This window comes from Rhodococcus koreensis (assembly GCF_900105905.1).
Lineage (GTDB): Bacteria > Actinomycetota > Actinomycetes > Mycobacteriales > Mycobacteriaceae > Rhodococcus_F > Rhodococcus_F koreensis.
Genome location: NZ_FNSV01000005.1, coordinates 3,698,759 through 3,722,157, shown reverse-complemented (window position 1 = coordinate 3,722,157; position 23,399 = coordinate 3,698,759). Strand labels below are relative to the sequence as shown.

At 67.3% G+C, this 23,399-nt stretch carries 21 protein-coding genes; 8 read left to right on the top strand and 13 right to left on the bottom strand.

The window, feature by feature from the left end; all coding sequences use genetic code 11:
* Positions 1 to 4: 4 nt before the first annotated feature.
* Positions 5 to 1,615 carry an acyl-CoA synthetase gene (locus BLV94_RS21430; RefSeq protein WP_072947844.1) on the top strand — a complete coding sequence of 537 codons (1,611 nt, stop codon included), beginning with the start codon at positions 5 to 7 and terminating at the stop codon, positions 1,613 to 1,615.
* A gap of 43 nt (positions 1,616 to 1,658) precedes the next feature.
* On the opposite strand, the gene BLV94_RS21425 is transcribed toward BLV94_RS21430, so the two are convergent.
* From BLV94_RS21425 to BLV94_RS21415, 3 genes are all read right to left on the bottom strand, one after another.
* Positions 1,659 to 2,324 (bottom strand): GNAT family N-acetyltransferase, encoded by a 666-nt coding sequence (locus BLV94_RS21425; RefSeq protein ID WP_072947847.1) that lies wholly within the window; start codon positions 2,322 to 2,324, stop codon positions 1,659 to 1,661.
* A 100-nt stretch (positions 2,325 to 2,424) separates the two neighbouring features.
* A complete protein-coding gene (locus BLV94_RS21420) occupies positions 2,425 to 2,940 on the bottom strand; it encodes a nitroreductase family deazaflavin-dependent oxidoreductase (RefSeq protein WP_072947849.1) in 516 nt (171 codons plus the stop codon).
* Positions 2,941 to 2,949: 9 nt separating this feature from the next.
* Entirely contained in the window at positions 2,950 to 4,113 is a 1,164-nt protein-coding gene (locus tag BLV94_RS21415; RefSeq protein WP_072947852.1) for a steroid 3-ketoacyl-CoA thiolase, read from the bottom strand.
* A gap of 160 nt (positions 4,114 to 4,273) precedes the next feature.
* Here BLV94_RS21415 and BLV94_RS21410 point away from each other — a divergent pair, with 160 nt between their 5' ends.
* Positions 4,274 to 5,530 (top strand): cytochrome P450, encoded by a 1,257-nt coding sequence (locus tag BLV94_RS21410; protein WP_072947854.1) that lies wholly within the window; start codon positions 4,274 to 4,276, stop codon positions 5,528 to 5,530.
* An 87-nt stretch (positions 5,531 to 5,617) separates the two neighbouring features.
* On the top strand, positions 5,618 to 6,874 hold the full coding sequence (locus BLV94_RS21405) for an erythromycin esterase family protein (protein WP_072947856.1): 1,257 nt from the start codon (positions 5,618 to 5,620) through the stop codon (positions 6,872 to 6,874).
* A gap of 9 nt (positions 6,875 to 6,883) precedes the next feature.
* On the opposite strand, the gene BLV94_RS21400 is transcribed toward BLV94_RS21405, so the two are convergent.
* The 5 genes from BLV94_RS21400 to BLV94_RS21380 are packed head-to-tail and all read right to left on the bottom strand — an operon-like array spanning position 6,884 to position 11,421.
* Positions 6,884 to 7,297, bottom strand: a complete 414-nt coding sequence (locus BLV94_RS21400; RefSeq protein WP_072947859.1) for a nuclear transport factor 2 family protein — start codon at positions 7,295 to 7,297, stop codon at positions 6,884 to 6,886.
* Positions 7,298 to 7,307: 10 nt separating this feature from the next.
* Positions 7,308 to 8,171, bottom strand: coding sequence for a TIGR03619 family F420-dependent LLM class oxidoreductase (locus tag BLV94_RS21395; RefSeq protein WP_072947861.1), 864 nt, complete (start codon positions 8,169 to 8,171; stop codon positions 7,308 to 7,310).
* A 14-nt stretch (positions 8,172 to 8,185) separates the two neighbouring features.
* The gene (locus BLV94_RS21390; protein ID WP_072947864.1) at positions 8,186 to 9,364 is read right to left on the bottom strand and encodes a thiolase domain-containing protein; all 1,179 of its coding nucleotides are present in this window, start codon (positions 9,362 to 9,364) and stop codon (positions 8,186 to 8,188) included.
* The gene (locus tag BLV94_RS21385; RefSeq protein ID WP_072947866.1) at positions 9,364 to 10,428 is read right to left on the bottom strand and encodes a thiolase domain-containing protein; all 1,065 of its coding nucleotides are present in this window, start codon (positions 10,426 to 10,428) and stop codon (positions 9,364 to 9,366) included. The genes BLV94_RS21390 and BLV94_RS21385 overlap by 1 nt, the downstream gene beginning before the upstream one ends.
* Positions 10,429 to 10,440: 12 nt before the next feature.
* On the bottom strand, positions 10,441 to 11,421 hold the full coding sequence (locus BLV94_RS21380) for a Zn-ribbon domain-containing OB-fold protein (protein WP_072947869.1): 981 nt from the start codon (positions 11,419 to 11,421) through the stop codon (positions 10,441 to 10,443).
* Between the two features lie 79 nt (positions 11,422 to 11,500).
* Here BLV94_RS21380 and BLV94_RS21375 point away from each other — a divergent pair, with 79 nt between their 5' ends.
* Positions 11,501 to 12,538 carry an LLM class F420-dependent oxidoreductase gene (locus BLV94_RS21375; RefSeq protein ID WP_072947871.1) on the top strand — a complete coding sequence of 346 codons (1,038 nt, stop codon included), beginning with the start codon at positions 11,501 to 11,503 and terminating at the stop codon, positions 12,536 to 12,538.
* Positions 12,539 to 12,608: 70 nt separating this feature from the next.
* Here the strand turns inward: BLV94_RS21375 and BLV94_RS21370 are convergent, their stop codons facing one another.
* The gene (locus tag BLV94_RS21370; RefSeq protein WP_072947949.1) at positions 12,609 to 13,568 is read right to left on the bottom strand and encodes a hypothetical protein; all 960 of its coding nucleotides are present in this window, start codon (positions 13,566 to 13,568) and stop codon (positions 12,609 to 12,611) included.
* Between the two features lie 172 nt (positions 13,569 to 13,740).
* A complete protein-coding gene (locus BLV94_RS21365; RefSeq protein ID WP_072947874.1) occupies positions 13,741 to 14,592 on the bottom strand; it encodes a crotonase/enoyl-CoA hydratase family protein in 852 nt (283 codons plus the stop codon).
* Between the two features lie 79 nt (positions 14,593 to 14,671).
* Here BLV94_RS21365 and BLV94_RS21360 point away from each other — a divergent pair, with 79 nt between their 5' ends.
* Entirely contained in the window at positions 14,672 to 16,324 is a 1,653-nt protein-coding gene (locus BLV94_RS21360) for an acyl-CoA synthetase (RefSeq protein ID WP_072947876.1), read from the top strand.
* Positions 16,325 to 17,440 (top strand): NAD(P)H-dependent flavin oxidoreductase, encoded by a 1,116-nt coding sequence (locus tag BLV94_RS21355; RefSeq protein WP_072947879.1) that lies wholly within the window; start codon positions 16,325 to 16,327, stop codon positions 17,438 to 17,440.
* Positions 17,441 to 17,481: 41 nt separating this feature from the next.
* Here the strand turns inward: BLV94_RS21355 and BLV94_RS21350 are convergent, their stop codons facing one another.
* From BLV94_RS21350 to BLV94_RS21340, 3 genes are read right to left on the bottom strand one after another with little or no spacing between them, the layout of a single operon-like run.
* A complete protein-coding gene (locus BLV94_RS21350; protein ID WP_072947882.1) occupies positions 17,482 to 19,053 on the bottom strand; it encodes a long-chain-fatty-acid--CoA ligase in 1,572 nt (523 codons plus the stop codon).
* The gene (locus tag BLV94_RS21345; protein ID WP_072947885.1) at positions 19,050 to 20,171 is read right to left on the bottom strand and encodes an acyl-CoA dehydrogenase family protein; all 1,122 of its coding nucleotides are present in this window, start codon (positions 20,169 to 20,171) and stop codon (positions 19,050 to 19,052) included. The genes BLV94_RS21350 and BLV94_RS21345 overlap by 4 nt, the downstream gene beginning before the upstream one ends.
* A gap of 10 nt (positions 20,172 to 20,181) precedes the next feature.
* The gene (locus BLV94_RS21340; protein ID WP_072947887.1) at positions 20,182 to 21,393 is read right to left on the bottom strand and encodes an acyl-CoA dehydrogenase family protein; all 1,212 of its coding nucleotides are present in this window, start codon (positions 21,391 to 21,393) and stop codon (positions 20,182 to 20,184) included.
* A gap of 247 nt (positions 21,394 to 21,640) precedes the next feature.
* Here BLV94_RS21340 and BLV94_RS21335 point away from each other — a divergent pair, with 247 nt between their 5' ends.
* Both BLV94_RS21335 and BLV94_RS21330 read left to right on the top strand, forming a co-directional pair.
* Complete coding sequence (locus tag BLV94_RS21335; RefSeq protein ID WP_072947890.1) at positions 21,641 to 21,832, top strand: ferredoxin; 192 nt, start codon at positions 21,641 to 21,643, stop codon at positions 21,830 to 21,832.
* A 104-nt stretch (positions 21,833 to 21,936) separates the two neighbouring features.
* The gene (locus BLV94_RS21330; RefSeq protein WP_072947892.1) at positions 21,937 to 22,854 is read left to right on the top strand and encodes a 3-oxoacyl-ACP reductase; all 918 of its coding nucleotides are present in this window, start codon (positions 21,937 to 21,939) and stop codon (positions 22,852 to 22,854) included.
* Positions 22,855 to 23,399 lie beyond the last annotated feature (545 nt).

Below are 23,399 nucleotides of genomic sequence, written 5' to 3'. Positions count from 1 at the left end.
TCCCGTGGCCTACAACCTGGCAGATCTGTTCGAGCACTCCGTCGACGTGATGCCGGAGCGGGTGGCGCTGATCTGCGGCGCTCGCCGCGTCACGTACCGGGAACTGGAGGACCGCGCCAACCGGTTGGCCCACCACTTCCTGGACGCAGGACTGACCGCCGGTTCGCACATCGGCGTGCACCTGCACAACTCCATCGAGACCATGGAGACGCTGGTGGCGGCGTACAAGATTCGCGCGGTTCCGGTGAACATCAACTACCGCTACACCAGCGACGAACTCGCCTACGTGTACGGCAACGCGGAACTCGACGCCGTGGTCCACCATCGGATCTACTCGCCGCGCATCGCGGAGGTCCTGCCCTCGCTGCCGAGGATCCGGCACACCGTCGTCGTCGAGGACGATCTCGGCGGCGCCGGTCTGCCCAGCGGCTCCGTCCCGTACGAGGAGGCGCTGTCCGGCAGCGGCGACCGCGACTTCGGCGGACGCAGTTCCGAAGACCTGTTCATCATGTACACCGGCGGCACCACGGGACGTCCGAAGGGTGTGGTGTGGACGCACGAGGCCATCTGGCGCGTCCTCGCGGGCGGTCTCGACTTCTACACCGGTGAGGCGATCGACGACGAGTACCAGCAGTCGCGGGTCGGGGCGCAGGGGGAGCCGACGCTGTGGTTCGCGTTGCCGCCGCTGATCCACGCGGCCGCGATGATGCCGACGTTCACCGCGCTGTTCAGCGGGAACACGGTGCTGCTGGAATCGAAATTCGACGCCGACCGGACGTGGGACCTCGTCGAGCGGCACCGGGTGCAGATCCTCATCATCACCGGCGACGCGATGGGGCGGCCGCTGATCGAGGCCCTCGACCCGGCCCGGACCGACACGTCGAGTCTCGGTGTGGTCGCGTCGGGAGCCGCGCTGTTCTCCCCGGTGATCAAGGACGCGTTCCTCGAGGCGTTCCCGGGGCTGCTGGTGTCCGATTCGATCGGCGCGTCCGAGACCGGTTTCGGCGGAATCGGTTTCGCGACCAAGGGGGAGACGCAGGTGGGTGGTCCCCGGGTCCCGCCGGGGCGGTACGCGCTGGTGATCGACGACGCGGGGCGTCCCGTCGAACCGGGCTCCGGGGTCGACGGCTGGTTCGCCAAGGGCGGCTACGTTCCGCTGGGCTACTACAACGACCCGGAGAAGACCCGAGAGATCTTCCGTGAGGTCGACGGACGATCGGTGGTCGTCACCGGCGACCGCGCGCGGATCGAGGCCGACGGGTCGATCACGCTGCTCGGTCGCGGCAACATGGTGATCAACACCGGCGGCGAGAAGGTGTTCGCCGAAGAGGTCGAGAGCGCGGTGAAGGCGTACCGCGACGTGTACGACGCCATCGTGGTCGGCGTTCCCGACGAACGGTGGGGGCACCGGGTGTCCGCGGTTGTGCAGGCGCGCGACGGCCGGGGCGTCGACTTCGCCGGCCTCGAGCAGCACGTGCGGCAGAGCCTGGCCGGCTACAAGATTCCGAGGCTGGTGTGGGTGGAAGACGCCGTCCATCGCACACCGAGCGGCAAACCCGACTACCGCTGGGCCCAGGGCGTCACCAAGCAGCGCGGCCCCGACCACCGCACGTGAGTGGCGAAGTGTGCTCCCGCACGCTTCGCCACTCACATACGGGTCAGGCGGGAGCGCGGACGACCAGGACCGTTCCCGGGAACTCCGCGGCGAGTTCCTGACGGCTGTGCTTCACGGCCGCGGTGCCGTAGCCCTTCTTCCGGGCGTCGGGGGAGATCCAGATCGCGACGTCGACCTCGCGTCCCGACAACTCGCCGAACACCATGCCGACGGCCGTGTTCTCCTCGGTGTCCTCACACACGAACCACGCGGCGGACTCGTCGTCGACCCGGCTCAGGCCCTCCGCGCGCTCCTTCTCGACCCGCTCCTCGGACCATTGCGTGCCCGCGTCGTCGACCTGTTCGACGCAGCGGCGCCGGAACAGTTCGGCGTCCTCGTCGGTTTCGGTGAACGGGCGGAGGCGGAAGTTCCGGCCGGTGCTCGCAGGCCGGTCCGTCGACGTCCACTCCAGCGTGGCGTCGAGGTCCTTCAGTTCCGTCTGGATGCGGCGCCGCTCGACCTTGGTGAGACGGCGAAAGGTCAGGTTGAGGACGGCTTCCGCGTACGCCTCGGTCGTCTCGAGGAGCCCGGCGACGGTGGTGAGGGCCTCGGCGTGGTCCTCACTGTCGACGATGGCGTCGAGAACCTCGTGCCGCTGCTCCAGTGCGCGCAGCAGGACCGCGGTGAGCTCTCGACGGTCGTGTATCCGATCTTGAACCTGTGTACTCATCTGCAATTCCTCGCCCTCGGCCGTCCTACAAGTCCGTACGCGTCAATACTGCAAGAAGTCCTCCGACATGGCACGCGTTACCCGACGGTACATACAACTGCTATCGGGGTGTGCAGACGACGACGGGGATCGTGCGGTCCGTCCAGGCCTGGTAGTTGTCGAAGTCCGCGTACATGTCGACGAGCCGCGGCCACAGCCGCGCGCGTTCCCCGGGGTCCGCCACCTGGGCGGTCATCGGCCGGATCCGCGACTTCACCTGGACGGTCACCTGCGGGTTCGCGCGCAGGTTGAGGTACCACATCGGGTGTTTCGGGAGGCCGCCCTGCGACGCGACGAGGATGATGCGGTCGCCGTCCTCGAGGAACAGCAGCGGGCTGATCCGGGGCTCGCCGCTCTTGCGGCCGGTGGTGGTGAGCAGGCAGACGGGCAACCCGCGCGGGAAGGCGCTGCCGACGCGCCATTTGCTGCCCAGTCGCCCGCCCGTCCGCCGGTACAGCACGACGTTGATCTTCGACATCCACTTGATGAGGGAGGCCGTCCACTTCGAGTCGAGACCGGGCGGTCGAGCGGAGCGAGGGGAATTTGGCTCGGGTCGGGCGGGGGCGGGCGCATTCATCGGGCGGCCCTAGATCCGCTCGATGATGGTGCCGGTGGCCAGTGCGCCGCCGGCGCACATCGTGATCAGGGCCGTCGACCCGTCGGTGCGCTCGAGTTCGTGCAGCGCCGTCGTGATGAGCCGGGACCCGGTGCTGCCCACGGGATGTCCGAGTGCGAGCGCGCCGCCGTTGACGTTCACCCTGTCCATGTCGGGCTCGTGCACCGACGCCCACGACAGCAGGACCGAGGCGAACGCCTCGTTCACCTCGAACAGGTCGAGGTCGCCGATCTTCATGCCGCTGCGTTCGAGGACGCGCGCCGTGGCCTGGACAGGTCCGTCGAGGTGGAATTCGGGTTCGGAACCGACGAGCGCCTGGGAGATGATGCGGGCCCGCGGTTTCAGGCCGAGGGCGCGCGCCCTGGCCTCGTCCATGAGCATGACGGCGGCGGCGCCGTCGGAGATCTGCGAGGAGGTGCCCGCCGTGTGGATGCCGCCCTCGAGTACGGGCTTCAGCCTGGCGAGCGATTCCGCGGTGGTGTCGCGCAGACCCTGATCGCGCGTCACGATCCGGGTCTCCCCGGTGAGGTTGCCGTCCTTGTCGACGACGGGCGCCGCCACCTGCAGCACTTCCCGGTCGAAGCGTCCTTCGTCCCACGCCTGCTTGGCACGGGCCTGCGAACGCACTCCGAGGGCTTCGACGTCGGCGCGGGTGATTCCGCGGCGGCGGGCGATGCGCTCGGCGGCCTCGAACTGATTGGGCATGTCGATGTCCCAGTCGGCGGGCCTGCGTGGGCCGGCGTTCTCCCCGACGTTCGCCCCGAGCGGCACCTGGCTCATGGCCTCGATGCCGCAGGCGATTCCGACGTCGATCGCGTCCGTGGCGATCAGGCCCGCGATCAGATGGTTGGCCTGCTGCGCGGAGCCGCACTGACAGTCGATCGTGGTGGCGCCGACCTGCCAGGGCAGTCCGGCGTGCAGCCACGCGGTTCGGGTGATGTTGTTCGATTGCGCACCGGCCTGGGTGACGCAACCACCGATCACCTGCTCCACCAGGTCGGGGTCGATGCCGGAGCGGTCGAGGATGCCCCGCTGAGCGGCGCCGAGGATCTCGGCGGCGTGCAATCCGGACAGCCAGCCACCGCGCTTTCCTATGGGGGTGCGAACTGCCTCGACGATGACGGGTGTGCCCACGGCGGGCTCCTTTCCTTGTTCTCAGAAAATAGAACAGGTTCTGCTGTCTGGGCAAGGTCTGATTGAGCTTTCCTTTGCTAGTCGCCCGGCTTGTGCTTCAATGCTAGTAGAACGTGTTCCACATCACTGAGTGGTGTATGGCTTAGGGCAGGAGACAGCAGTGGCGCAGCCCAATCTTCCAGAGGGTTTCGACTTCACCGACCCGGACATCTACGCAGAACGCATCCCCTACCAGGAGTTCGCCGAACTGCGGAAGACTGCGCCGATCTGGTGGAACCCGCAGCCGCCGGAGATCGGTGGCTTCCACGACGACGGCTACTGGGTCGTCAGCAAGCTCGAGGACGTCAAAGAGGTGTCGCGGCGCAGCGACGTCTTCTCCACCCACGAGAACACCGCGATCGTGCGCTTCGCCGACGACATTCCGCGCGAGAACATCGAGATGCAGCGCTTCATCCTCATCAACAAAGACGCTCCCGAGCACACGAAACTCCGCAAACTCGTCTCCCGCGGCTTCACACCCCGCGCGATCAACAGCCTGCGCGAAGAACTCACCGAGCGCGCCGAGAAGATCGTGAAGGAGGCCGCCGAATCGGGGGCCGGCGACTTCGTCACCCAGGTGGCATGTGAGCTTCCGCTGCAGGCGATCGCCGAACTGCTCGGCGTGCCGCAGGAGGATCGGCTGAAGGTGTTCGACTGGTCGAACCAGATGACGGGCTACGACGACCCAGAACTGGACATCGACCCACAGGCCGCGTCGATGGAGATCCTCGGCTACGCGTACCAGATGGCGGACGAGCGCAAGAAGTGCCCCGCCGACGACATCGTCACGACGCTGATCGAAGCGGACATCGATGGAAATGAGCTCTCTCCCGAGGAATTCGGCTTCTTCGTGATCCTGCTGGCGGTCGCCGGCAACGAGACCACCCGCAATGCCATCACACACGGCATGATGGCGTTCCTCGACCATCCCGATCAGTGGGAGCTCTACAAGAAGGAGCGTCCCAAGACGGCGGCGGACGAGATCGTCCGGTGGGCGACCCCGGTCAACTCGTTCCAGCGCACCGCACTGGAAGACACCGAGCTCGGCGGCGTGCACATCAAGAAGGGGCAGCGGGTCGTAATGCTGTACGGCTCCGCGAATTTCGACGAGGATGCATTCGAGAATCCCGAGAAATTCGACATCCTGCGGGAGAACAACCCGCACGTCGGGTTCGGCGGTACGGGCGCGCACTTCTGCCTCGGAGCCAACCTCGCCCGCCTCGAAATCGACCTGATCTTCAATGCGATTGCGGATCACCTGCCGGATATCAGTAAGCTGGGAGATCCGCGGCGGTTGCGCTCGGGCTGGCTCAACGGTATCAAGGAGTTTCAGGTCGATTACAAGCCTGCGTCAGGCGGTTGCCCGGTCAGGCACTGACCCCACTGATTCAGCGGCGTCGGAGGGCACCCTCATCCTCTCCGACGCCGCTGTTCCCTTTCTGTCCGAGGAGGGTGGGAGCAGGTCATGACTGTGCGGTCCATCGTCCACGACCCGGGTGCCGGTTTCTCGGCGCCGGGAGATCCGAGCGTCACTGCCGCCCTCGACGCGTTCCTTCGCCGCCTGGACGCCGCTCCTCGCCTGCTCGGGTTCGGCGAGCCCATGCACGGGGAGGAGAGCTTTCTGCTGCTCCGCAATCAGATGTTCCGATACCTCGTCGAACACGAGGGCTATCGATCCATCGCGATCGAAAGCAGTTGTCTGAAAGGGATACTCGTCGACTCCTTCGTGCGGGGCGCGAACGGCGTGCCACTCGACGACGTCATGGAACACGGTTTCAGCCACGGCTTCGGAGAGTCCCGGGCCAACCGCGACCTGATCCGATGGATGGCCGACCACAACAGCCGACGCGAACCGGGCGAGCACGTGCGGTTCTTCGGTTTCGACGCCCCCATCGAGATGACGTCCGCCGACAGCCCCCGGCAGGCCCTGACCTTCCTCGACACCTACCTGCGGACCCACCTCGACGAGCGGGATCTGCCCTGCACTCCGGACCGGATCTCCGCCCTGATCGGCGACGACGACCGCTGGAGCGACCCGGCCGTCGCCATGGACCCGGCCCGATCCGTCGGTGCCACCGCCGAGGCCGGACAGTTGCGTCTGATCGCCGACGACCTGATGACGCTGCTGGCCTCGGAGGCGCCTCGCCTCGTCGCTGCGGGCACGCGAGACGAATGGTGGGGGGCCGAACTGCACGGTCGCGTCGCCACCCGCCTGCTCAGCTATCACGCCGGAATGGCAGAGAACTCCCCACGCCGCATTGCCCGCCTTCTGGGGATCCGCGACACCCTCATGGCGGACAACCTGTCCGCGCTGGTGCGGAGGGAGGCGGATCGGGGGCCGACATTCGTCTTCGCCCACAACGGCCATCTGCTGAAGGGCGAAACCCACTGGGATCTCGCCGGAATGCACCTGCACTGGTGGTGCGCCGGCGCCCACCTGGACTTGCGGTTCGGCGACGCGTACACGGTCATCGGTTCCGCGGTCGGTGAGGCGCCCGGTCACGGCATCGGACAGCCGCCACCGGGCACCCTCGAGGATCTGCTCTTCGCGGTCGGCGAGAGTTGTCTCGTGCCTGCCGCGGCGATGGCGGACGCCGTCCGCGGCGCACAGAAGCGCGCCGACCCGTCGAGCAACTCCACATACTTCCCGCTCGACCCCGCGTGCCTCGGCGAACTCGATGCCGTCCTCTTCGTCCGGCACCTCGACGAGGCCGCCGGGTGATCCGAATCCTCAGACCTTGCGCAGCGTCTTCATCGCCCGCTCGACCTCCCAGAAGGCCCGTAGCGACGTGATCTTGCCTTCGTCGTCCACGCGGTAGACGAACACGCCCTCGGCGTCGATCTGCGATCCCGCCACCGTCGACCGGATGGTCCCGATGTTCACGTTCTCGTTGCCGCACACCAGTGAATCGGTGATGAGGAATTCGAGCGATTCGGTGGTCGCGATCGTCATGTCGTAGAACCGGGAGATCGCATCGAGGCCGTGGTGCCCCTTCCCTTCGGGGTCGAAACCCGAAGGGCCGACGGGATCTTCGACACATGCGTCCTCGGCGAACAGGGCCAGCCACTCCTCCTTGCGCCTGCCGCTGGCCGCCGCGCGGGACGCCTGTCCGGCGAGGCGGGCAGGATGGTCGGTCGTCGTCATGTCCACACTCCTATCCGATGTACTGATCGGCGAACTTGCGCAGCGACTCCTGTTTGGCGTCGAGCGGTCCGTCGAAGCCGATGCCGTCGAACACCCACGGGACGACGATCGTGTCGGTCACCCCGGCGTCCGCGAGTTCGGCGTAGCCGTCCTTGCCGAAACGGTCGATGCAGACCGTCTGGATCTCGTACGGCAGATCGGCGCGGCCGTACTCCTCCCGCAGTTCCCGCAGTCGCGCGATGACCTGGACGAGATCGTCGAACTTGATCATCGCCGACGTCCATCCGTCGCCCACCCGGGCGGCGCGCCGGAGTGCGACGTCGGTGTGGCCGCCGACGTAGAACGGCACCGGCTTCGTCGGGGCCGGGCTCATCTGCAGGCGGTCGAAGTCGTAGAACTCACCGTGATACTCGACCATCCCGCCGCCGAGGATCAGTTTGATGACGTCGATCATCTCGTCGACGCGTGCGCCGCGTTTCGCGTACGGCACCCCGCACCACTCGAATTCCTCGGGCGCCCAGCCGATCCCGACACCGAAACCGAACCGGTTGCCGATCAGGTTGGCCACCGATCCCACCTGGCGGGCCAGGAGCACCGGATTGCGGGACCCCAGCTTGAGGACCTGGGTGTAGAACTCGATCTTCGACGTCACCGCACCCATGGCGGCCGCCGCGATCAGCGGATCCACCCACGGCGTCTCCTCGGTCCACATCCGGGAGCCGTCCGGTGTGTACGGGTAGTCCGCGCTCTGCTTCTCCATGAAGAACAGCGAGTCGGGGAGTGCGATGGACGAGAATCCGCACTCCTCGGCTGTTTTCGCGAGAGCCGGCAACTGATCGAGGGGATTCATGGCGATGCCGACGGTGAATTTCACTGGTGACGTCCCTACTACTTGTTGTTCGGCCGGTCGGAACCGACCACCCACATCGAGAAGTACTGCGAACCGCCGCCGTAGGCGTGGCCGAGTGCCTTGCGCGCGTCCTTCACCTGGTGGTCGCCGGCGCGGTGCATCACCTGCATCGCCGCCTCGGCGAACCGGATCATCCCGGAGGCGCCGATCGGGTTGGACGACAGGACGCCGCCCGATGCGTTGAGCGGGAGCCGGCCGCCGATGGCCGTCTCGCCCGCCTCGGTGAGCTTCCAGCCCTCGCCCTCGGCGACGAAGCCGAGATTCTCGAGCCACATCGGTTCGAACCAGGAGAAGGGGACGTAGATTTCGGCGACGTCGATCTCGTCGAGCGGATCCTTGATGCCCGCGGCCTTCCACAGTGCGGCCGACGCGTCCCGTCCGGCCTGCGGATTCACCTGGTCGCGTCCGGCGAACGTGGTGGGCTCGGTGCGCATCGCGGTCGCGTGTATCCAGGCCACCTCACGGCCGTCCGCGACGACCTGCTCGGCGGCCTCCTCGTTGCCGATCACCAGCGCGCAGGCGCCGTCCGAGGACGGACAGGTCTCGTCGTAGCGGATGGGATCCCACAGCATCTGCGAGGCCTGCACCGATTCGAGCGTGATGTCGGGCTGCTTGAGGTGGGCGTACGGGTTGAGGCTGCCGTTCAGCCGGTCCTTCACCGCCACCATCGCGCCGATGTGATCGGGTGCGCCGGACCGCCGGATGTACGAGCGGACGTGCGGGGCGAAGTACCCGCCCGCGCCCGCGCCGACCGGCATGTGGAACGGAATGGGTGTGGACAGCGCCCACATGGCGTTCGACTCGGACTGCTTTTCCCACGCCACCGTCAGCACCCGCTTGTGCACCCCCGACTTCACGAGGCTCGCCGCCACGCACGCGGTCGAACCGCCGACCGAGCCCGCGGTGTGCACACGCAGAAGCGGTTTGCCGTTGGCGCCCAGTGCGTCCGACATCGCGAGCTCCGGCATCATCGACCCCTCGAACAGGTCGGGGGCCTTGCCGATCACGACGGCGTCGATGTCGTCCCAGCCCACCCGCGCGTCTTCCATCGCGCGGCCGATCGCCTCGCGCACCAGCCCGGCCATGGACACGTCGTGCCGTTTCGCCACGTAATGGGTCTGACCGGTGCCCAGTACGGCGGCCAATTGATTCGCCATCAGTTGCGTCCCTCCAAGACTGCGACCAGATTCTGTTGCAGCACAGCACCACTCGTGGCGTGCGCCAGCGTGCGCCCGGCGTTGCCGTCCATGATGGCCTTGGCTGCGTAACCTATGCGTTCCAGACCCGCGGAGAACATCGGGTTCCCGCTCAGCGGGCCGCCCGACGGGTTGATCGTCGTCGCATCGGACAGCCCGATGGCCTCGCGGAGGATCAGTTCCTGATGGGTGAACGGTCCGTGCAGTTCGGCCACGTCGATACCGCCGACGTCCCCGCCGGTGGCCGCCCGCGCCGACGCCGTCGTCGACGGCGAGACCGTCAGGTCACGGGCGCCGAAGTTCGGGGAGTCGATCCGATGCTCGATCCCGGTGATCCACGCCGGTCGCTCGCACAGCTCTCGGGCACGGTCTCCGGAAGCGAGAACGACGGCAGCGGCGCCGTCCGTGATCGGCGCGCAGTCGTGGGCGCGCAACGGATCCGCGACGAACGGTCTCGCGAGCAGTTCGTTGATGTCGACGTGCCCCGACAACTGGGTGTTCGGGTTGCTCTCGGCCGCGGCCCGGCTGCGCGCGGCCACCGCCGCCATCTCCTCGGACGTCCACTTCCCGGCGTCGAGTCCGAGACGCGCCTGCAGTCCGGCGAGCGACACCGAGTCCAGGGCCAGTGGCGCGACCAGGTAGGGGTCGAGTTGCATGGACAGGACCTTGCGGAGATTGCCGGCCGAGGACTTCCCGAACCCGTACACCAGGGCGGTATCGACCTCGCCGGTCATGATCTTGATCCAGGCCTCGTAGAACGCCCAGGCGGCGTCCATCTCCACGTGCGACTCGTTGATCGGGGGTACCGCGCCGATCGAGTCGACCGCCGAGATGAAGGAGAACGCACGGCCGGCCAGGTAGTCCGAGGATCCCGAACACCAGAAACCGATGTCGGACTTGGTGATCCCGAGATCCTCGTACAGCTGCTGGAAGCAGGGAACCAGCATCTCGACGCCGTTGGTGGTGCCGGTGGTCTCACGCACGTGCGGTGCGTGCGCGAACCCGACGACTGCGATATCTGTCATTGTGCCGCGCCCTCACAGGTGGTGTTTGTAGGTGTCGTACTCGGCGTCGGGCTCGCCCGTCGGCCTGAAGTACTCGATGTTCTCGAGCGTGTAGTCCCACTCCTCGCGTGGCTTCCACTTGGCCTCCACTCGCATGCCCATCCGCACGTCGGCGGCATCGCAGTCGAGGATCAGGTGCAGGAACGCGATGTCCGCGCCGTCGAGCAGCACGTAGGCGGCGACGTACGGCGGCTTGATCCGCTGCCCGAGGAAGGGGACGTTCACGATGCAGAACGTCGTGACGATGCCCCGGTCCGGCAGTTCCACCTGCTCCTTCGTCGGGATGCCGTCGGTGGGGTTGGCGCTGCGCGGCGGGATGTACACCTTGCCGCCCGGGCCGGTGCGGCCACCGATCAGCTTGCCCTCCTTCAACCCTCGGAGGTAGAAGCTCTCCTCGGCGGACGCGGAATGCAGGTAGTCGAGATCGATCGGCGTCGTGACCATCGTGACCGGTTCCGACTCCGAGGCCGGTCCGGGTTCGCCCGTCGACTCGCCGGGTTCGAAGCACACGATGTCCTGGATCCGCCCGACGCGTTCCTGCGCCCACCGTGCCCGCACCCGCATGCCCGTGCTCATTCCGGCAGGGGAGGCGACGTCCACGGCATGCACCAGCGACGTGTCGGCGCCGTCCAGCTTGATCAACGCCCACGCGAACGGGGTGGTGAGAGGTTGCCCGGCAATGGGTTCCGGCATCCACGTCCAGCTCACCACGGTGCCTGCGTCGGACACCCCGACGAAGTCGGTGAGTGGTTCGGCGGTGTCCGGGTCGAATTCGGGCGGTGGGACGTAGACGCGTCCGTCCGAGCCGCGAGCGCCGATGACCTTGCGGTCGCGCAGCGCGGTCACGAAGGCGCCGATGGTCGGGCCCACCGATCGGGTGTAGTCGAATTGAAGTTTCAGCGGGGCGCTCAACGGTTCGTTCGAGAATTTTTCGGCCACCGCGCTCTTTCCCATGCTCACAACTTCGAGTAGAACAGGTTCTAGTGTTTGTGGCAAGGGTCACTTCTGACGACGGTCGATGCGGAGGCACACGATGAAGCTCGGGTTGCAACTCGGATACTGGGGCGCACAGCCGCCGGCGAATGCCCCGGAGTTGATCGCCGCCGCCGAAGCCGAGGGATTCGACGCCGTCTTCGCCGCCGAATCGTGGGGATCCGACGCCTTCACCCCCCTCGCCTGGTGGGGATCGAGCACCGACCGCGTCCGCCTGGGCACGTCCGTCGTGCAGATCTCCGCGCGCACACCCACCAGCACCGCGATGCACGCACTCACCCTCGACCACCTCAGCGGCGGCCGGGCGATCCTCGGGCTCGGCGTGTCCGGGCCGCAGGTCGTCGAGGGGTGGTACGGGCAGCCGTTCACGAAACCGCTCGCCCGCACCCGCGAATACGTCTCCATCGTCCGCAAGGTGCTGGCGCGGCAGGAACCCGTCACCAGCGACGGCCCACACTTCCCGCTGCCCTACACCGGTCCCGGCAGCACCGGACTCGGGAAACCACTCAAGCCGATCACCCACCCCCTCCGCGCCGACATCCCGATCTGGCTCGGCGCCGAAGGTCCGAAGAACGTCGCGCTCACCGCCGAGATCGCCGACGGCTGGCTCGCCATCTACTACTCACCCCGCCTCGCGCCCATGTACAACGAATGGCTCGACGAGGGCTTCGCCCGCCCCGGCGCCCGTCGCTGCCGCGAAGACTTCGAAGTCGCGGCCACCTGTCAGGTGATCGTCACCGACGACCGTGCCGCCGCCATCGCCGGCCTCAAACCCGTCACCGCGCTGTACGTCGGCGGCATGGGCGCCCCCGAACTCAACTTCCACGCCCAGGTTTACACCCGCATGGGTTACGGCGAACAGGTCGACGAAATCGGACGCCTCTTCCGCGCCGGCCGCAAGGACGAAGCCGCCGCCGTCGTCCCCGACGAAATGGTCACCGAAACCATGATCATCGGCAACGTCGACGAAGTCCGCGCCGACGTCAAACGCTGGGCCGACGCCGGCGTCACCATGCTCCTCGTCTCCTGCCGCGACGCCGACCACGTCCGCGAACTCTCCGCCGCGGTCCTGGGCTGACCCCTCCGGCCGACCTCCCCGGCCCGGGCGAATGTACCTTTCGGCGCACCTGAGGCGTTGAACGGTGCATTCACCCGGGCGCTCCGAGCATCCGGACCTCAGGCCGGGGCCGCGAGGACGCCAGCTGGTAGTGCGACTGGAGGTCGGCGATCACGCGGTCGGGGTCGTCGCGGATAGCGCTCGGCAACGTCGGCAGCACAATAATGCCGTGGTTCTGCATCCGGGTGCGGCGCTCGACGGTCGATTTGTACGCCTTCGGCGCCAGATGCCAGTCGAGAGAGTCGATGTCCCACGCGAACGCGACATCGTCGATCCAGCCGTCGGGCATGGCGATGAACTGCCCGGCAACGTCGCCGATCCTGCGGTTGAAGACCATTCGGGGCAGTCCGCTGCGCAACCACAGCCGACGGGCTTCGGCCTCGGACACCGAGTGGACGTCGGCACTCACTTCGCGCAGCACTGTCCGGGGGAGTGCGGCACCCCGGCCGCTACCCGAGTTCAACTCCGCGATCAGCTCGGCGACACTCACCTCGCCTCGCTGGACTACCTCCGCGATGAGGGATCGAGTGCTGTCCAGGGTGCGGCACCGCCGCGCCGCGTCGAGCAACGCGCGCGGAAGCGGGGCACAGGGAAGTCCGTTGCGCGTCACGGGTGCCGGCAAACGCGTCGTACGTTCGACGAGCACGAAGCCCGTGGACTGCACGCGCCGATGCGTGGCGATCAGAACATGGGCATCCCCGGAGTACGACGTGCCGTACCCGTATTCGTGCAGCGCTGCGCGCCCCGTGAGGACTGCGTTCTCGCCGCTGAGCACGATCGCGGCCACCGCACGCTGACGCGCGGTCGGGTGGCCGTTGCCGAGCATCACGACACCCGGAAGGATGCGTTGCCACGGCCCGCCCGGACGGCATCGAGCGTCGATCGCCGAATTCGACACGCCCCATTGCCTCAACTCGGCGGTGCGGATGATCCCGGACCGGCTCACTCCGTACAGGTCTTCGAGGCGATGCCCCCACTCTCCCCGTCGCATGAGTTGATGATGACGCACCCGGTGCGGGCGGCAGCTTCGGTCACCAGGCTTTTTGGTGGGGCCTGTGGATAAGGTGGGGCTGTGGATAACCCTCACACCCTGGGCGAATGTACCTCTCGGCGCCGCAGATGCGCCGAAAGGTACATTCGCCTCCGGGGTTATCGCACCGCGGTCAGCGACCCTCGAACTTCGGCGCGCGCTTTTCGGAAAAGGCGCGGGGACCTTCCTTCGCGTCGGCGCTCTTGAAGACCTCGGTGCCGAGGGCGGCGTCGATCTGAAAGGCCTCTTCCTCGTGCATGCCTTCGGTGTCGCGGATGGTCTTCAGGATCGCCCGGACGGCGAGGGGACCGTTGGCGGAGATGAGGTCGGCGAGTTCGAGGGCCTTGTCGAGGGCCTGGCCGTCGGGGACGACGTGCCCGATGAGGCCGATTTCCTTGGCCTCGGGGGCCTTGATGTGACGTCCGGTGAGCAGGATGTCGGCTGCGACGGTGTACGGGATCTGCCGGACGAGGCGTACGGCGGAGCCGCCGAGGGGGAATAGTCCCCATTTCGCTTCGGAGACACCGAATTTAGCGCCCTCGCCGGCGACGCGGATGTCGGTGCCCTGCAGGATCTCGGTGCCGCCGGCGATGGCGGGACCCTCGACTGCGGCGATGAGAGGTTTGGTGAGGCGCCGTCCCTTCAGCAGCGCCTCGATCTTGGACAGGTCCCAGCCCGAATTTTTCCCCTCGCTCTGCTCGCCCGCGCCGGAGAAGGAGTCGCCGGGGTGCTGCGACGTCATGGCCTTGAGGTCGGCGCCGGCGCAGAAGGCACCGCCGGCGCCGGTGAGGATGGCGACCCGGATGTCCGGGTCGGAGTCGACCTGATCCCACGCGTCCCGCATGATCGTCATCATTTCGCCGGACAGCGCGTTCTTCGCCTCGGGGCGGTTCATCGTGACGATCAGGACGTGCCCGCGTTTCTCGACGAGGCAGTGCGGCGACTGTGCCGAAATGTCGGATTTCTCGGTCGTTGTAGAGGACACTGAAGTCTCCCGAAGGGTGTGTGAGCTGGCTCTCAAATTAGGTCTTGCCAGAAACGGTAACACGTTCTACTTTGTTGACGTGGCCCTTAATATCGCAGACCTCGTAGAGCACGCAATCGACCTCGTTCCGGACCGCGTCGCGTTGGTGTCCGACGACCGGGAAGTGACGTACGCGCAGATGGAGGAGAGGGCCAATCGCCTCGGCCACTACCTGCGTGAACAGGGTGTCCGGCCCGGTGACAAGGTGGGCATCTACTGCCGCAACACCATCGAGGCCATCGAGGCCATGGTGGCGGTCTTCAAGATTCGTGCGGTGATGGTGAACGTCAACTACCGGTACATCGAGAACGAGTTGCAATACATCTTCGACAATTCGGACATGGTCGCGCTCGTCCACGAACGCCGGTACTCCGACAAGGTGGCGAATGTGCTCCCCGAGACGCCGCTCCTGAAGACCACCGTGGTGGTCGAGGACGGCACCGATCTCGACTACGAGGGGGTCGAATACGAGGCGGCGCTGGCGCAGGGTTCCCCCGACCGCGACTTCGGCGAGCGCAGCAATGACGACCTGTACATGCTCTATACCGGTGGCACCACCGGAAAGCCGAAGGGGGTGATGTGGCGTCACGAGGACGTCTGGCGGGTGCTCGGCGGCGGCATCAACTTCATGACCGGTGAATACGTCGAGGACGAGTGGGATCTCGCGAAGCTGGGCGCCGAGAGCCCCGGCATGACGCGCTTCCCGATCCCGCCGATGATCCACGGCGGCAGCCAGTGGGCGGTGTTCCAGAGTCTGTTCGGCGGCGGAAAGTGCGTCATGCACCCCGAATTCGACGGCCACGACGTGTGGCGGATCGTCGACCAGCACAAGGTCAACCTCATCTTCATCACCGGCGACGCGATGGCGCGCCCGATGCTCGACGCGCTGGTGGAGGGCAACGAGGCAAGCGGCGAACCCTACGACCTGTCTTCGCTGTTCCTGATGGCGAGTTCGGCGGCGCTGTTCTCGCCCAGCATCAAGGAGAAGTACCTCGAACTGCTGCCCAACCGGATGATCACCGACTCCATCGGTTCGTCCGAGACGGGTTTCGGCGGCCTCAGCGTGGTCGCGAAGGGCGACTCGCACGGTGGCGGCCCGACGGTGAAAATCGACGCGTCCACCTCCGTCCTCGGCGAGGACGGCAACCCGGTCGAGCCCGGCTCCGGCGTCGTCGGCATCCTGGCGCGCCGGGGGCACATCCCGATCGGCTACTACAAGGACGAAGAGAAGACCAAGGCCACGTTCAAGGAGATCAACGGCATCCGCTACTCCATCCCCGGCGACTTCGCGCAGGTGGAGGCGGACGGCACGGTGACGATGCTGGGCCGCGGTTCGGTGTCCATCAACAGCGGCGGCGAGAAGATCTTCCCCGAGGAGGTCGAGGGCGCACTCAAGTCGCATCCCGACGTCTTCGACGCCCTCGTGGTCGGCATTCCCGACGAACGCTTCGGCCAGCGGGTGGCCGCCGTCATTCAGACCCGTCGTGGGGTGCGTCCGAGCCTGCACGAGATCGCCGACGCGGCACGCAAGGAGATCGCGGGATACAAGGTTCCGCGCAGCCTCTGGTTCGTCGACGAGATCAAGCGCTCGCCTGCGGGCAAACCCGACTACCGCTGGGCCAAGGAACAGACCGAGACCCGGCCGGCCGACGACCACAACGGCAACGGTTCGCCCGAAAGCAAAGGCGCGTAAATGCATACGAGTTTGAGTGAGAAGTTCGGCATCGAGTACCCGGTGTTCGGGTTCACGCCGTCCGAACACGTGGCCGCGGCGATCTCCCGGGCCGGCGGCCTGGGTGTGCTCGGCTGCGTCCGGTTCAACGATCCCGAGGAACTCGAGGCCGTCCTGGCGTGGATGGACGAGAACACCGACGGCAAGCCGTACGGCGTCGACATCGTGATGCCCGCGAAGGTGCCCACCGAGGGCACGTCGGTGGACCTGGAGTCGCTGATCCCCGCGGAACACCGCGCGTTCGTCGACCGGACCCTGTCCGAACTGGGGGTGCCGCCACTGGATTCGGGGGTCGAACACGCGACCGGCGTGCTCGGCTGGCTGCACTCGGTGGCGCGGTCGCACGTGGACGTCGCCCTGAATCATCGAATTGCGTTGATCGCCAACGCCCTCGGTTCACCCCCGAAGGACGTCATCGACCAGGCCCACGAGAAGGGGGTTCCGGTGGCCGCGCTGGCCGGCGCCGTGGAGCACGCGCGCAGGCACGTCGCGAACGGTGTCGACATCGTCATCGCGCAGGGGTACGAGGCCGGTGGGCACACCGGGGAGATCGCGTCGATGGTGCTGGTTCCCGAGATCGTCGACGCCATCGGAGATTCCGCCGGCGTACTCGCGGCCGGTGGTATCGGCAGCGGACGCCAGGTGGCCGCGGCGCTGTCGCTGGGGGCGGCGGGGGTGTGGATGGGGTCGTACTGGCTCACCACGTCCGAGTACAAACTGGGCAGCGCGTCGGCGGAGGGTCCGTCCGCGATCCAGCGCGCCCTCCTCGGGGCGACGTCGGCGGACACGGTGCGGTCCCGGATCTACTCGGGCAAACCCGCGCGCCTGCTCAAGACCAAGTGGACCGACGCGTGGTCGAAGCCGGACGCGCCCGCGCCGCTGCCGATGCCACTGCAGAATCTGCTGGTCAGCGAGGCGCATCAGCGCATCGCCGCGTCCGAGAACCCGGATGTCGTGGCGATGCCGGTGGGGCAGATCGTCGGGCGGATGAACGAGATCCGGCCGGTGGCCGAGGTGATGGACGAACTGGTCAAGGGCTTCGACTCGGCGGTGTCCCGCCTCGACAGCTTCCGCTAACCCAGGTGAGTGGCAAAGCGTGCGCCAGCACACTTTGCCACTCACCTGGGGGAGTAGCGGTCTCCGTCGCGGACCCACACCGGATCGGCGCACTGCGTGGCCTCGGCGCTCAGCGCGCGGGTGAGCACCTTGAACGTGGCCGTCCGCGGGAACTCGACACACACCCGGATCAGACTCGGGCGCTGCTTCGGACCCAGATCGGATTGCGCGTCGAGGAAGTCCGCGAAGGCCACGGGATCGAACTCCCGGGTCGGTACGACGGCTGCCATCACCCGGTCCCCGACCTCGACGTCGGGCACCCCGTACACCGTCACCTGGGCGAAGCCGTCGTACCGCAGGAGGATGCGCTCGATGGGCGCCGAACCGAGGTTCTCGCCGTCGACGCGCAGCCACCCGGAACTGCGGCCCGCGAAGTAGACGAATCCCTCGGCGTCCCGGTAGGCGAGGTCGCCACTCCAGTACCGACCGTCGCGGATCCGTTCAGCGTCGGCCTCGGGATTGTTGTAGTAGCCCGCGAACGCCCCCGACCCCGCGACATTGACGAGTTCACCCGTTGCGGCCTCGGCATTGACGACCCGGCCGGCCGCATCGAATTCGGCTGGCGGGCAGGGATCTCCGGTCTCGGGGTCGAGGATCGCGACGCCCTCGGGGAGCCTGCCCAGAGAACCCGGCGGTGCCCCGGGTGCCGAGGAGATGGCGATGCCGCCCTCGGTGGAGCCGAACCCGTCGATCACCGCGGTGCCGAAGCGGCGCGCGAACGCCGCGACCGCGGGAGCGGACCCCTCGTTGCCGTACATCACCCGCAGGGTGTTGTCGGCGTCGTCGGGCATGTCGGGAGTCGCCAGCACATACGACAGCGGCTTTCCGACGTAGTTGGCGTACGTGACGCCGAATCTCCGCACGTCGGGCAGGAAGTTCGACGCGGAGAACCTGCGCCGCAGCGCAATCGAGCTGTGCCCCGCGAGCGCCACGGACCACGCCGCCATCATGGCGTTCGAATGGAACATCGGCATCGACATGTACACGACGTCGTCCGGGGACAGCGCGAAGCGCTCGGCGAGCATGACGCCGGGGCCGGTGATCTTCGCGTGCGTGCAGCGCACCGCCTTCGGGTCGCCGCTCGTGCCCGACGTGAAGATGAGCATGAACAGGTCTTCGGGCGCGGCGGCCTTCGGGGTGAAATCGGGGCGCTCCTCGGCGAGCAGATCGGACCATGCCGGTGAATCCACGTCGACGACGGGAACACCGGGGTCGACACCGTCCAGCAGGGCGGGCCGGCCGGATTCGGTGAAGACCACCTGGCAGTCGGCCAGCACGATGTCGCGGGTCAGCGCCTCCCCGCGCCGAGTGGTGTTGAGCCCCACGAGCACGGCGCCGGACAGCGCCGCCGCCCCGGCGAGCAGGGAGAACTCGGGGACGTTGTCCATCAGAACCCCGAAGTGCCGGGGCCGCTGCGCGTCGAGGAGGTGGTCGAGAATCGCGGCGCGGCGCAGGCTCGCCCGCACGTGTTCGGACCACGACACGAACCGGTCCTCGAAGTACAGCCCCTGCGCGCCGGAGTGCGCGACACCGAGCAGCAGGTCCGATACCGTGCGGGCGAGCGTGGCGGTCATGCCGGGACGGTGGCCAGTTCGGCGCCGAGGACCCGCAACTGCTGCGTGGCCGAACCGAGCCGGAACTCGAGCGCCTTGGCGGCGAGGAAGTACCGGTGCACGGGGTGGTCCTCGTCGAGTCCGACGCCACCGTGGACGTGGACGAGGGTGTGGGACACCCGGTGTCCGGCGTCGGACGCCCAGAAGTTGGCGGTCTGGACATCGCCTTCACTGGGCAGTCCCTCACTGAGCCGCCACGCCGCCTGCCACAGTGTGAGCCGGACGCCCTTCACGTCGATGTAGCCGTCGGCGAGTCGCTGGGCTACGGCCTGGAAGCTGCCGATGGGCCGGCCGAACTGCACCCGCTCCCGGGCGTAGGCCGCGGTGAGTTTCAAGGATTCGTCGAGGACGCCGTACTGATACGCGCACGCGCCGAGCGTGCCGCGCTCGACGATCCAGTCGACGATCTCGTGGCCCCGCTCGACGCTGCCGAGAATGCGGTCCCCGGCCAGTGACACTCCGCGGAGGGTCACCTCACCGACGCTGGCCAGGTCGACGGTCTGCTGGCGGGTGACGGTCACCCCGGCATCGTCCGGGCGGACGAGGAAGACCGCGACCCCGTCCGGGGTGGTTGCCGGGACCAGGAAGAGGTCCGCGGACGGTGCCGCGTCGACCACGATCTTGATGCCGTCGAGCGTCCAGCCGTCCGCGCCGGGTTCGGCACGGGTCGTCGGCGCGGCCGGGTTGTCGCCCAGTTCCTCGTCGAGCGCCACGGTGAGGATCTTCTCGCCCCTCGTGGCCGGAGTGCCCCAATCGGCACGCTGCTGTTCGCTTCCGTACTGCGCGATCGCCCCAGCCGCCATCACGATCGACGACAGGTAGGGGACCGCTGCCACGGCACGGCCCAGTTCGACGAGAATGCTGCACTGCTCGAGGACGCCGAAACCATCGCCGCCCACCGACTCCGGCAGTGCAGCGCTCAGCACGTCGGACGACGCGAGCGCGGACCAGAGCCGGCGATCGAGACGGTCTTCCGCCGCGTCGAGTTCGCGCAGCCGGTCGTTGGTGACGAGATCCGAGACGATTCCTCGGGTGAGCCCGGCAAGATCCTGCTGGGCCTCGGTGGGAGTGAAGTCCATGGTGATAGTCCTAACGCTTCGCGGGGGGCAGGCCGAGGGCGGTCATGGCGATGATGTCGCGCTGCACCTCGTTGGTTCCGCCGCCGAACGTGAGGATCAGCGACGACCGGTGCATCCGCTCGAGCCGCCCGCGCAGCAGGACGCCCGGGGAGTTCTGCCGCAGCGTGGCCGACGGTCCGAGGATCTCCATCAGCAGCCGGTACGCCTCGGTGGCGAACTCCGTGCCGTACACCTTGTTCGCCGACGCCGCCTCCGGGCCGGGGGCGTGAGCTGAGTCATCCCCCGTCGCTTCGCTCGCCCCGGTCGACGAGGCGATCTCCCAGTTCATGAGCTTCAGGTACTCGGCCTTCGCGTGGACGCGCGCGAGATTGATCTGCACCCATTCCTGGTCGATGACGCGGCGACCGTCCGGCAGCTTGGTGTTCTGCGCCCATTCGCGCACCTCCCGCTGGGCGGTGAGGACCGGCCCGGCGGACGTCAGGGCGACGCGTTCGTGATTGAGCTGGTTGGTGATCAGCGCCCAGCCGCCGTGTTCGGGGCCGACGAGCGCGGACGAGGGCACCCGCACGTCCTGGTAGTAGGTGGCGCTGGTGTCCGGGCCCGCCATCGTGTGCACGGGGGTGTACGAGAAGCCTTCGGCGGTGGTCGGGACGATCAGCATGCTGATGCCCTTGTGCTTCTTCGCTTCGGGATCGGTGCGGCACGCCAGCCACACGTAGTCGGCGTACGCGATCAGACTCGTCCACATCTTCTGGCCGTTGATGACGTAGTCGTCGCCGTCCTTGACCGCGGTGGTGCGGAGGCTGGCGAGGTCGGTCCCCGCTTCGGGCTCGGAGTAGCCGATCGAGAAGTGCAGTTCGCCGGCCGAGATCTTGGGCAGGAAGAACGATTTCTGCTCGGGGGTGCCGAAATGCATGATCGTCGGCGCGACCGAGTTGATCGTGAGGAAGGGGACGGGCGCGCCTGCGATGGCTGCCTCGTCGGTGAAGATCAGCTGATCCATGGCGGATCGTTCCTGGCCGCCGTACTCCCTGGGCCACCCGAGTGTCAGCCAGCCGTCCCTGCCCATCTGGGCGACGACGTCGCGGTAGACGTTGCCCTCGCCGTATTCGCCGGTGGTGGCGGCCAGTGCCTCTCGACGCTCCGGCGTCATCAGCTTCGCGAAGTACGCGCGCAGCTCTTCCCGCAGCTGTTGCTGCTGCGGTGTGTACGTGATGTGCATCGAAATACCTCTCCGGTCCGAGAGCGAAATCAGCGGAAATCTGGCACAGGTTCCAGTCTCTGCGGTGCATCGGCGGAGTCGGCTCGGGCCGGCCCCGGAGCGTGCCCGGTAGGCGTGCCCGCAGTCGTGGAACGAATCATTGCACACGACTGGAACAGGTTCTAGTGTTATCGGAGGAACGGCGTGCGCCACAGCCCGGCTGCACCCGGATCCGCGAGTGACGAGACGAGAAGAAGTGAGGGTTGCCATGGAGGTCAGAGTCGATTTCGACCGTTGCGAGGCCAATGGTGTGTGCGTGGGGATCGCACCCGACATCTTCGAGCTCGACGACGACGATCAGCTGCACATCACGAGTGCCGTTCCTCCCGCTGACCGGGAGGAAGACGTGCGTACGGCGATCGCCCAGTGTCCGAGGGCCGCGCTCACCGAGCACCCCTGAGGATTGTTGCCCGGAATGAGAACACGTTCTACAGTGACGTCGACCTACCGCCGCGCCGTGGTTCACGACCTGCGGCGAGCGCACAGAACCAGGAGAGCGTGTTCATGAATGCTGTGGCTGACCGCGAAGTGAACGTGGACGGCAAGGTCGCCGTCGTGACCGGTGCCGGATCCGGCCTCGGAAAGTTCGAGGCGATCGCACTGGCCCGTGCGGGTGCGTCCGTCGTCGTCAACGACCTGGCCGCGAACGAGGCCGTCGAGGAAACTCTGGAGGAAATCCGGGGCCTGGGCGCAAAGGTCGAGTTCGTGGCAGGCGACATCGGCGAACGGTCCACGGCCGACGCGATCATGGAGGCGGCGCAGAGCCGGCTCGGCAGCCTCGACATCCTGGTGAACAATGCGGGCATCACGCGGGATCGCATGCTGTTCAACATGTCCGACGAGGACTGGGACCTGGTGCTGAAAGTGCATCTGCGCGGCCACTTCCTGCTGTGCCGTTCCGCCGCGTCGTATTGGCGGGGCAGGTCGAAGGAGGCCGGCGCGCCCGTGTACGGGCGGATCGTCAACACCTCGTCCGAGGCGGGACTGCTCGGACCCGAGGGGCAGGCGAACTATGGTGCCGCCAAGGCGGGCATCACGGCGCTCACGCTGTCGGCGGCCCGTGGGCTCTCCCGGTACGGCGTCCGGGCCAACGCGATCTGCCCTCGGGCCCGCACGTCGATGACGGAGAGCGTCTTCGGGGAGGCTCCCGCCGAGGGAGTCGATCCGTTGTCGCCCGAGCATGTGGCCGCGCTGGTCGCCTACCTCGCATCTCCCGCCGCCGACTCCGTGAACGGCCAGGTCTTCGTCGTCTACGGCCCGATGGTGGCGTTGATGGCGGCGCCGGTCGTCGAGCGGCGCTTCGACGCCGTGGACGGCCGCTGGACACCCGGTGCGCTCGCGGAGGAGCTCGGGACCTACTTCGAGGACCGGGATCCGGCCGCGATGTTCTCGGCCTCCGCGGCGCTGCGCGAACTGGGCTGATCCGCGTCCTGCGGGTCGAGGAATCGACACGACCCGGGTTTGCGTATCGTTTCCGCAGGTAATGCGTCCGCGATGGGCGATACTGAAGGCAACTGAACAGCTGCGGAGCGGGGCCGGGTGACGGTGGAGGGGGTGTGGAACGCGTGCCGGATTTGACTAGATCGTGTTCTAGTTTTCCGCCGTCGACCGGTTCGATCACCCTTGCCTGCGACACTCCCGAAGCGCTGGTGCCCGGCGGGCGCGCCCGGTCGCCGGAATCGGACGCAAAGGCGATTTCCGCGCTCGCCCGTGCGCGATGATATTTATTCAAAGGTCTTGTGCTATAACAACTTAGCGCCAACGCTTTGTGTTTCCGGCTGGCACCAACTTCCAGGTCCGATCGCGGGGTGACACGCCCTGATTTTCGGTCGAATCCGACCCTCGGAGCGTGCTGAATATGGGACGATTCTTGCTGATGAGCGGCCACCTTTGACAGGTGAACACGTTCTAGTTAATATGACCTGAGTCACAGACCGTTGGGGGGCTGGGCTCGAACTGACAGTCGG

Bases quoted from the DNA above. Each gene is read 5' to 3' on its own strand.
- BLV94_RS21335 (WP_072947890.1), top strand. From the start codon at position 21,641: ATGGAGGTCAGAGTCGATTTCGACCGTTGCGAGGCCAATGGTGTGTGC.
- BLV94_RS21420 (WP_072947849.1), bottom strand. From the start codon at position 2,940: ATGAATGCGCCCGCCCCCGCCCGACCCGAGCCAAATTCCCCTCGCTCC.
- BLV94_RS21330 (WP_072947892.1), top strand. From the start codon at position 21,937: ATGAATGCTGTGGCTGACCGCGAAGTGAACGTGGACGGCAAGGTCGCC.
- BLV94_RS21400 (WP_072947859.1), bottom strand. From the start codon at position 7,297: ATGACGACGACCGACCATCCTGCCCGCCTCGCCGGACAGGCGTCCCGC.
- BLV94_RS21355 (WP_072947879.1), top strand. From the start codon at position 16,325: ATGCATACGAGTTTGAGTGAGAAGTTCGGCATCGAGTACCCGGTGTTC.
- BLV94_RS21385 (WP_072947866.1), bottom strand. From the start codon at position 10,428: ATGACAGATATCGCAGTCGTCGGGTTCGCGCACGCACCGCACGTGCGT.
- BLV94_RS21345 (WP_072947885.1), bottom strand. From the start codon at position 20,171: ATGGACTTCACTCCCACCGAGGCCCAGCAGGATCTTGCCGGGCTCACC.
- BLV94_RS21390 (WP_072947864.1), bottom strand. From the start codon at position 9,364: ATGGCGAATCAATTGGCCGCCGTACTGGGCACCGGTCAGACCCATTAC.
- BLV94_RS21405 (WP_072947856.1), top strand. From the start codon at position 5,618: ATGACTGTGCGGTCCATCGTCCACGACCCGGGTGCCGGTTTCTCGGCG.
- BLV94_RS21370 (WP_072947949.1), bottom strand. From the start codon at position 13,568: ATGCGACGGGGAGAGTGGGGGCATCGCCTCGAAGACCTGTACGGAGTG.
- BLV94_RS21425 (WP_072947847.1), bottom strand. From the start codon at position 2,324: ATGAGTACACAGGTTCAAGATCGGATACACGACCGTCGAGAGCTCACC.
- BLV94_RS21350 (WP_072947882.1), bottom strand. From the start codon at position 19,053: ATGACCGCCACGCTCGCCCGCACGGTATCGGACCTGCTGCTCGGTGTC.
- BLV94_RS21340 (WP_072947887.1), bottom strand. From the start codon at position 21,393: ATGCACATCACGTACACACCGCAGCAGCAACAGCTGCGGGAAGAGCTG.
- BLV94_RS21375 (WP_072947871.1), top strand. From the start codon at position 11,501: ATGAAGCTCGGGTTGCAACTCGGATACTGGGGCGCACAGCCGCCGGCG.
- BLV94_RS21380 (WP_072947869.1), bottom strand. From the start codon at position 11,421: ATGGGAAAGAGCGCGGTGGCCGAAAAATTCTCGAACGAACCGTTGAGC.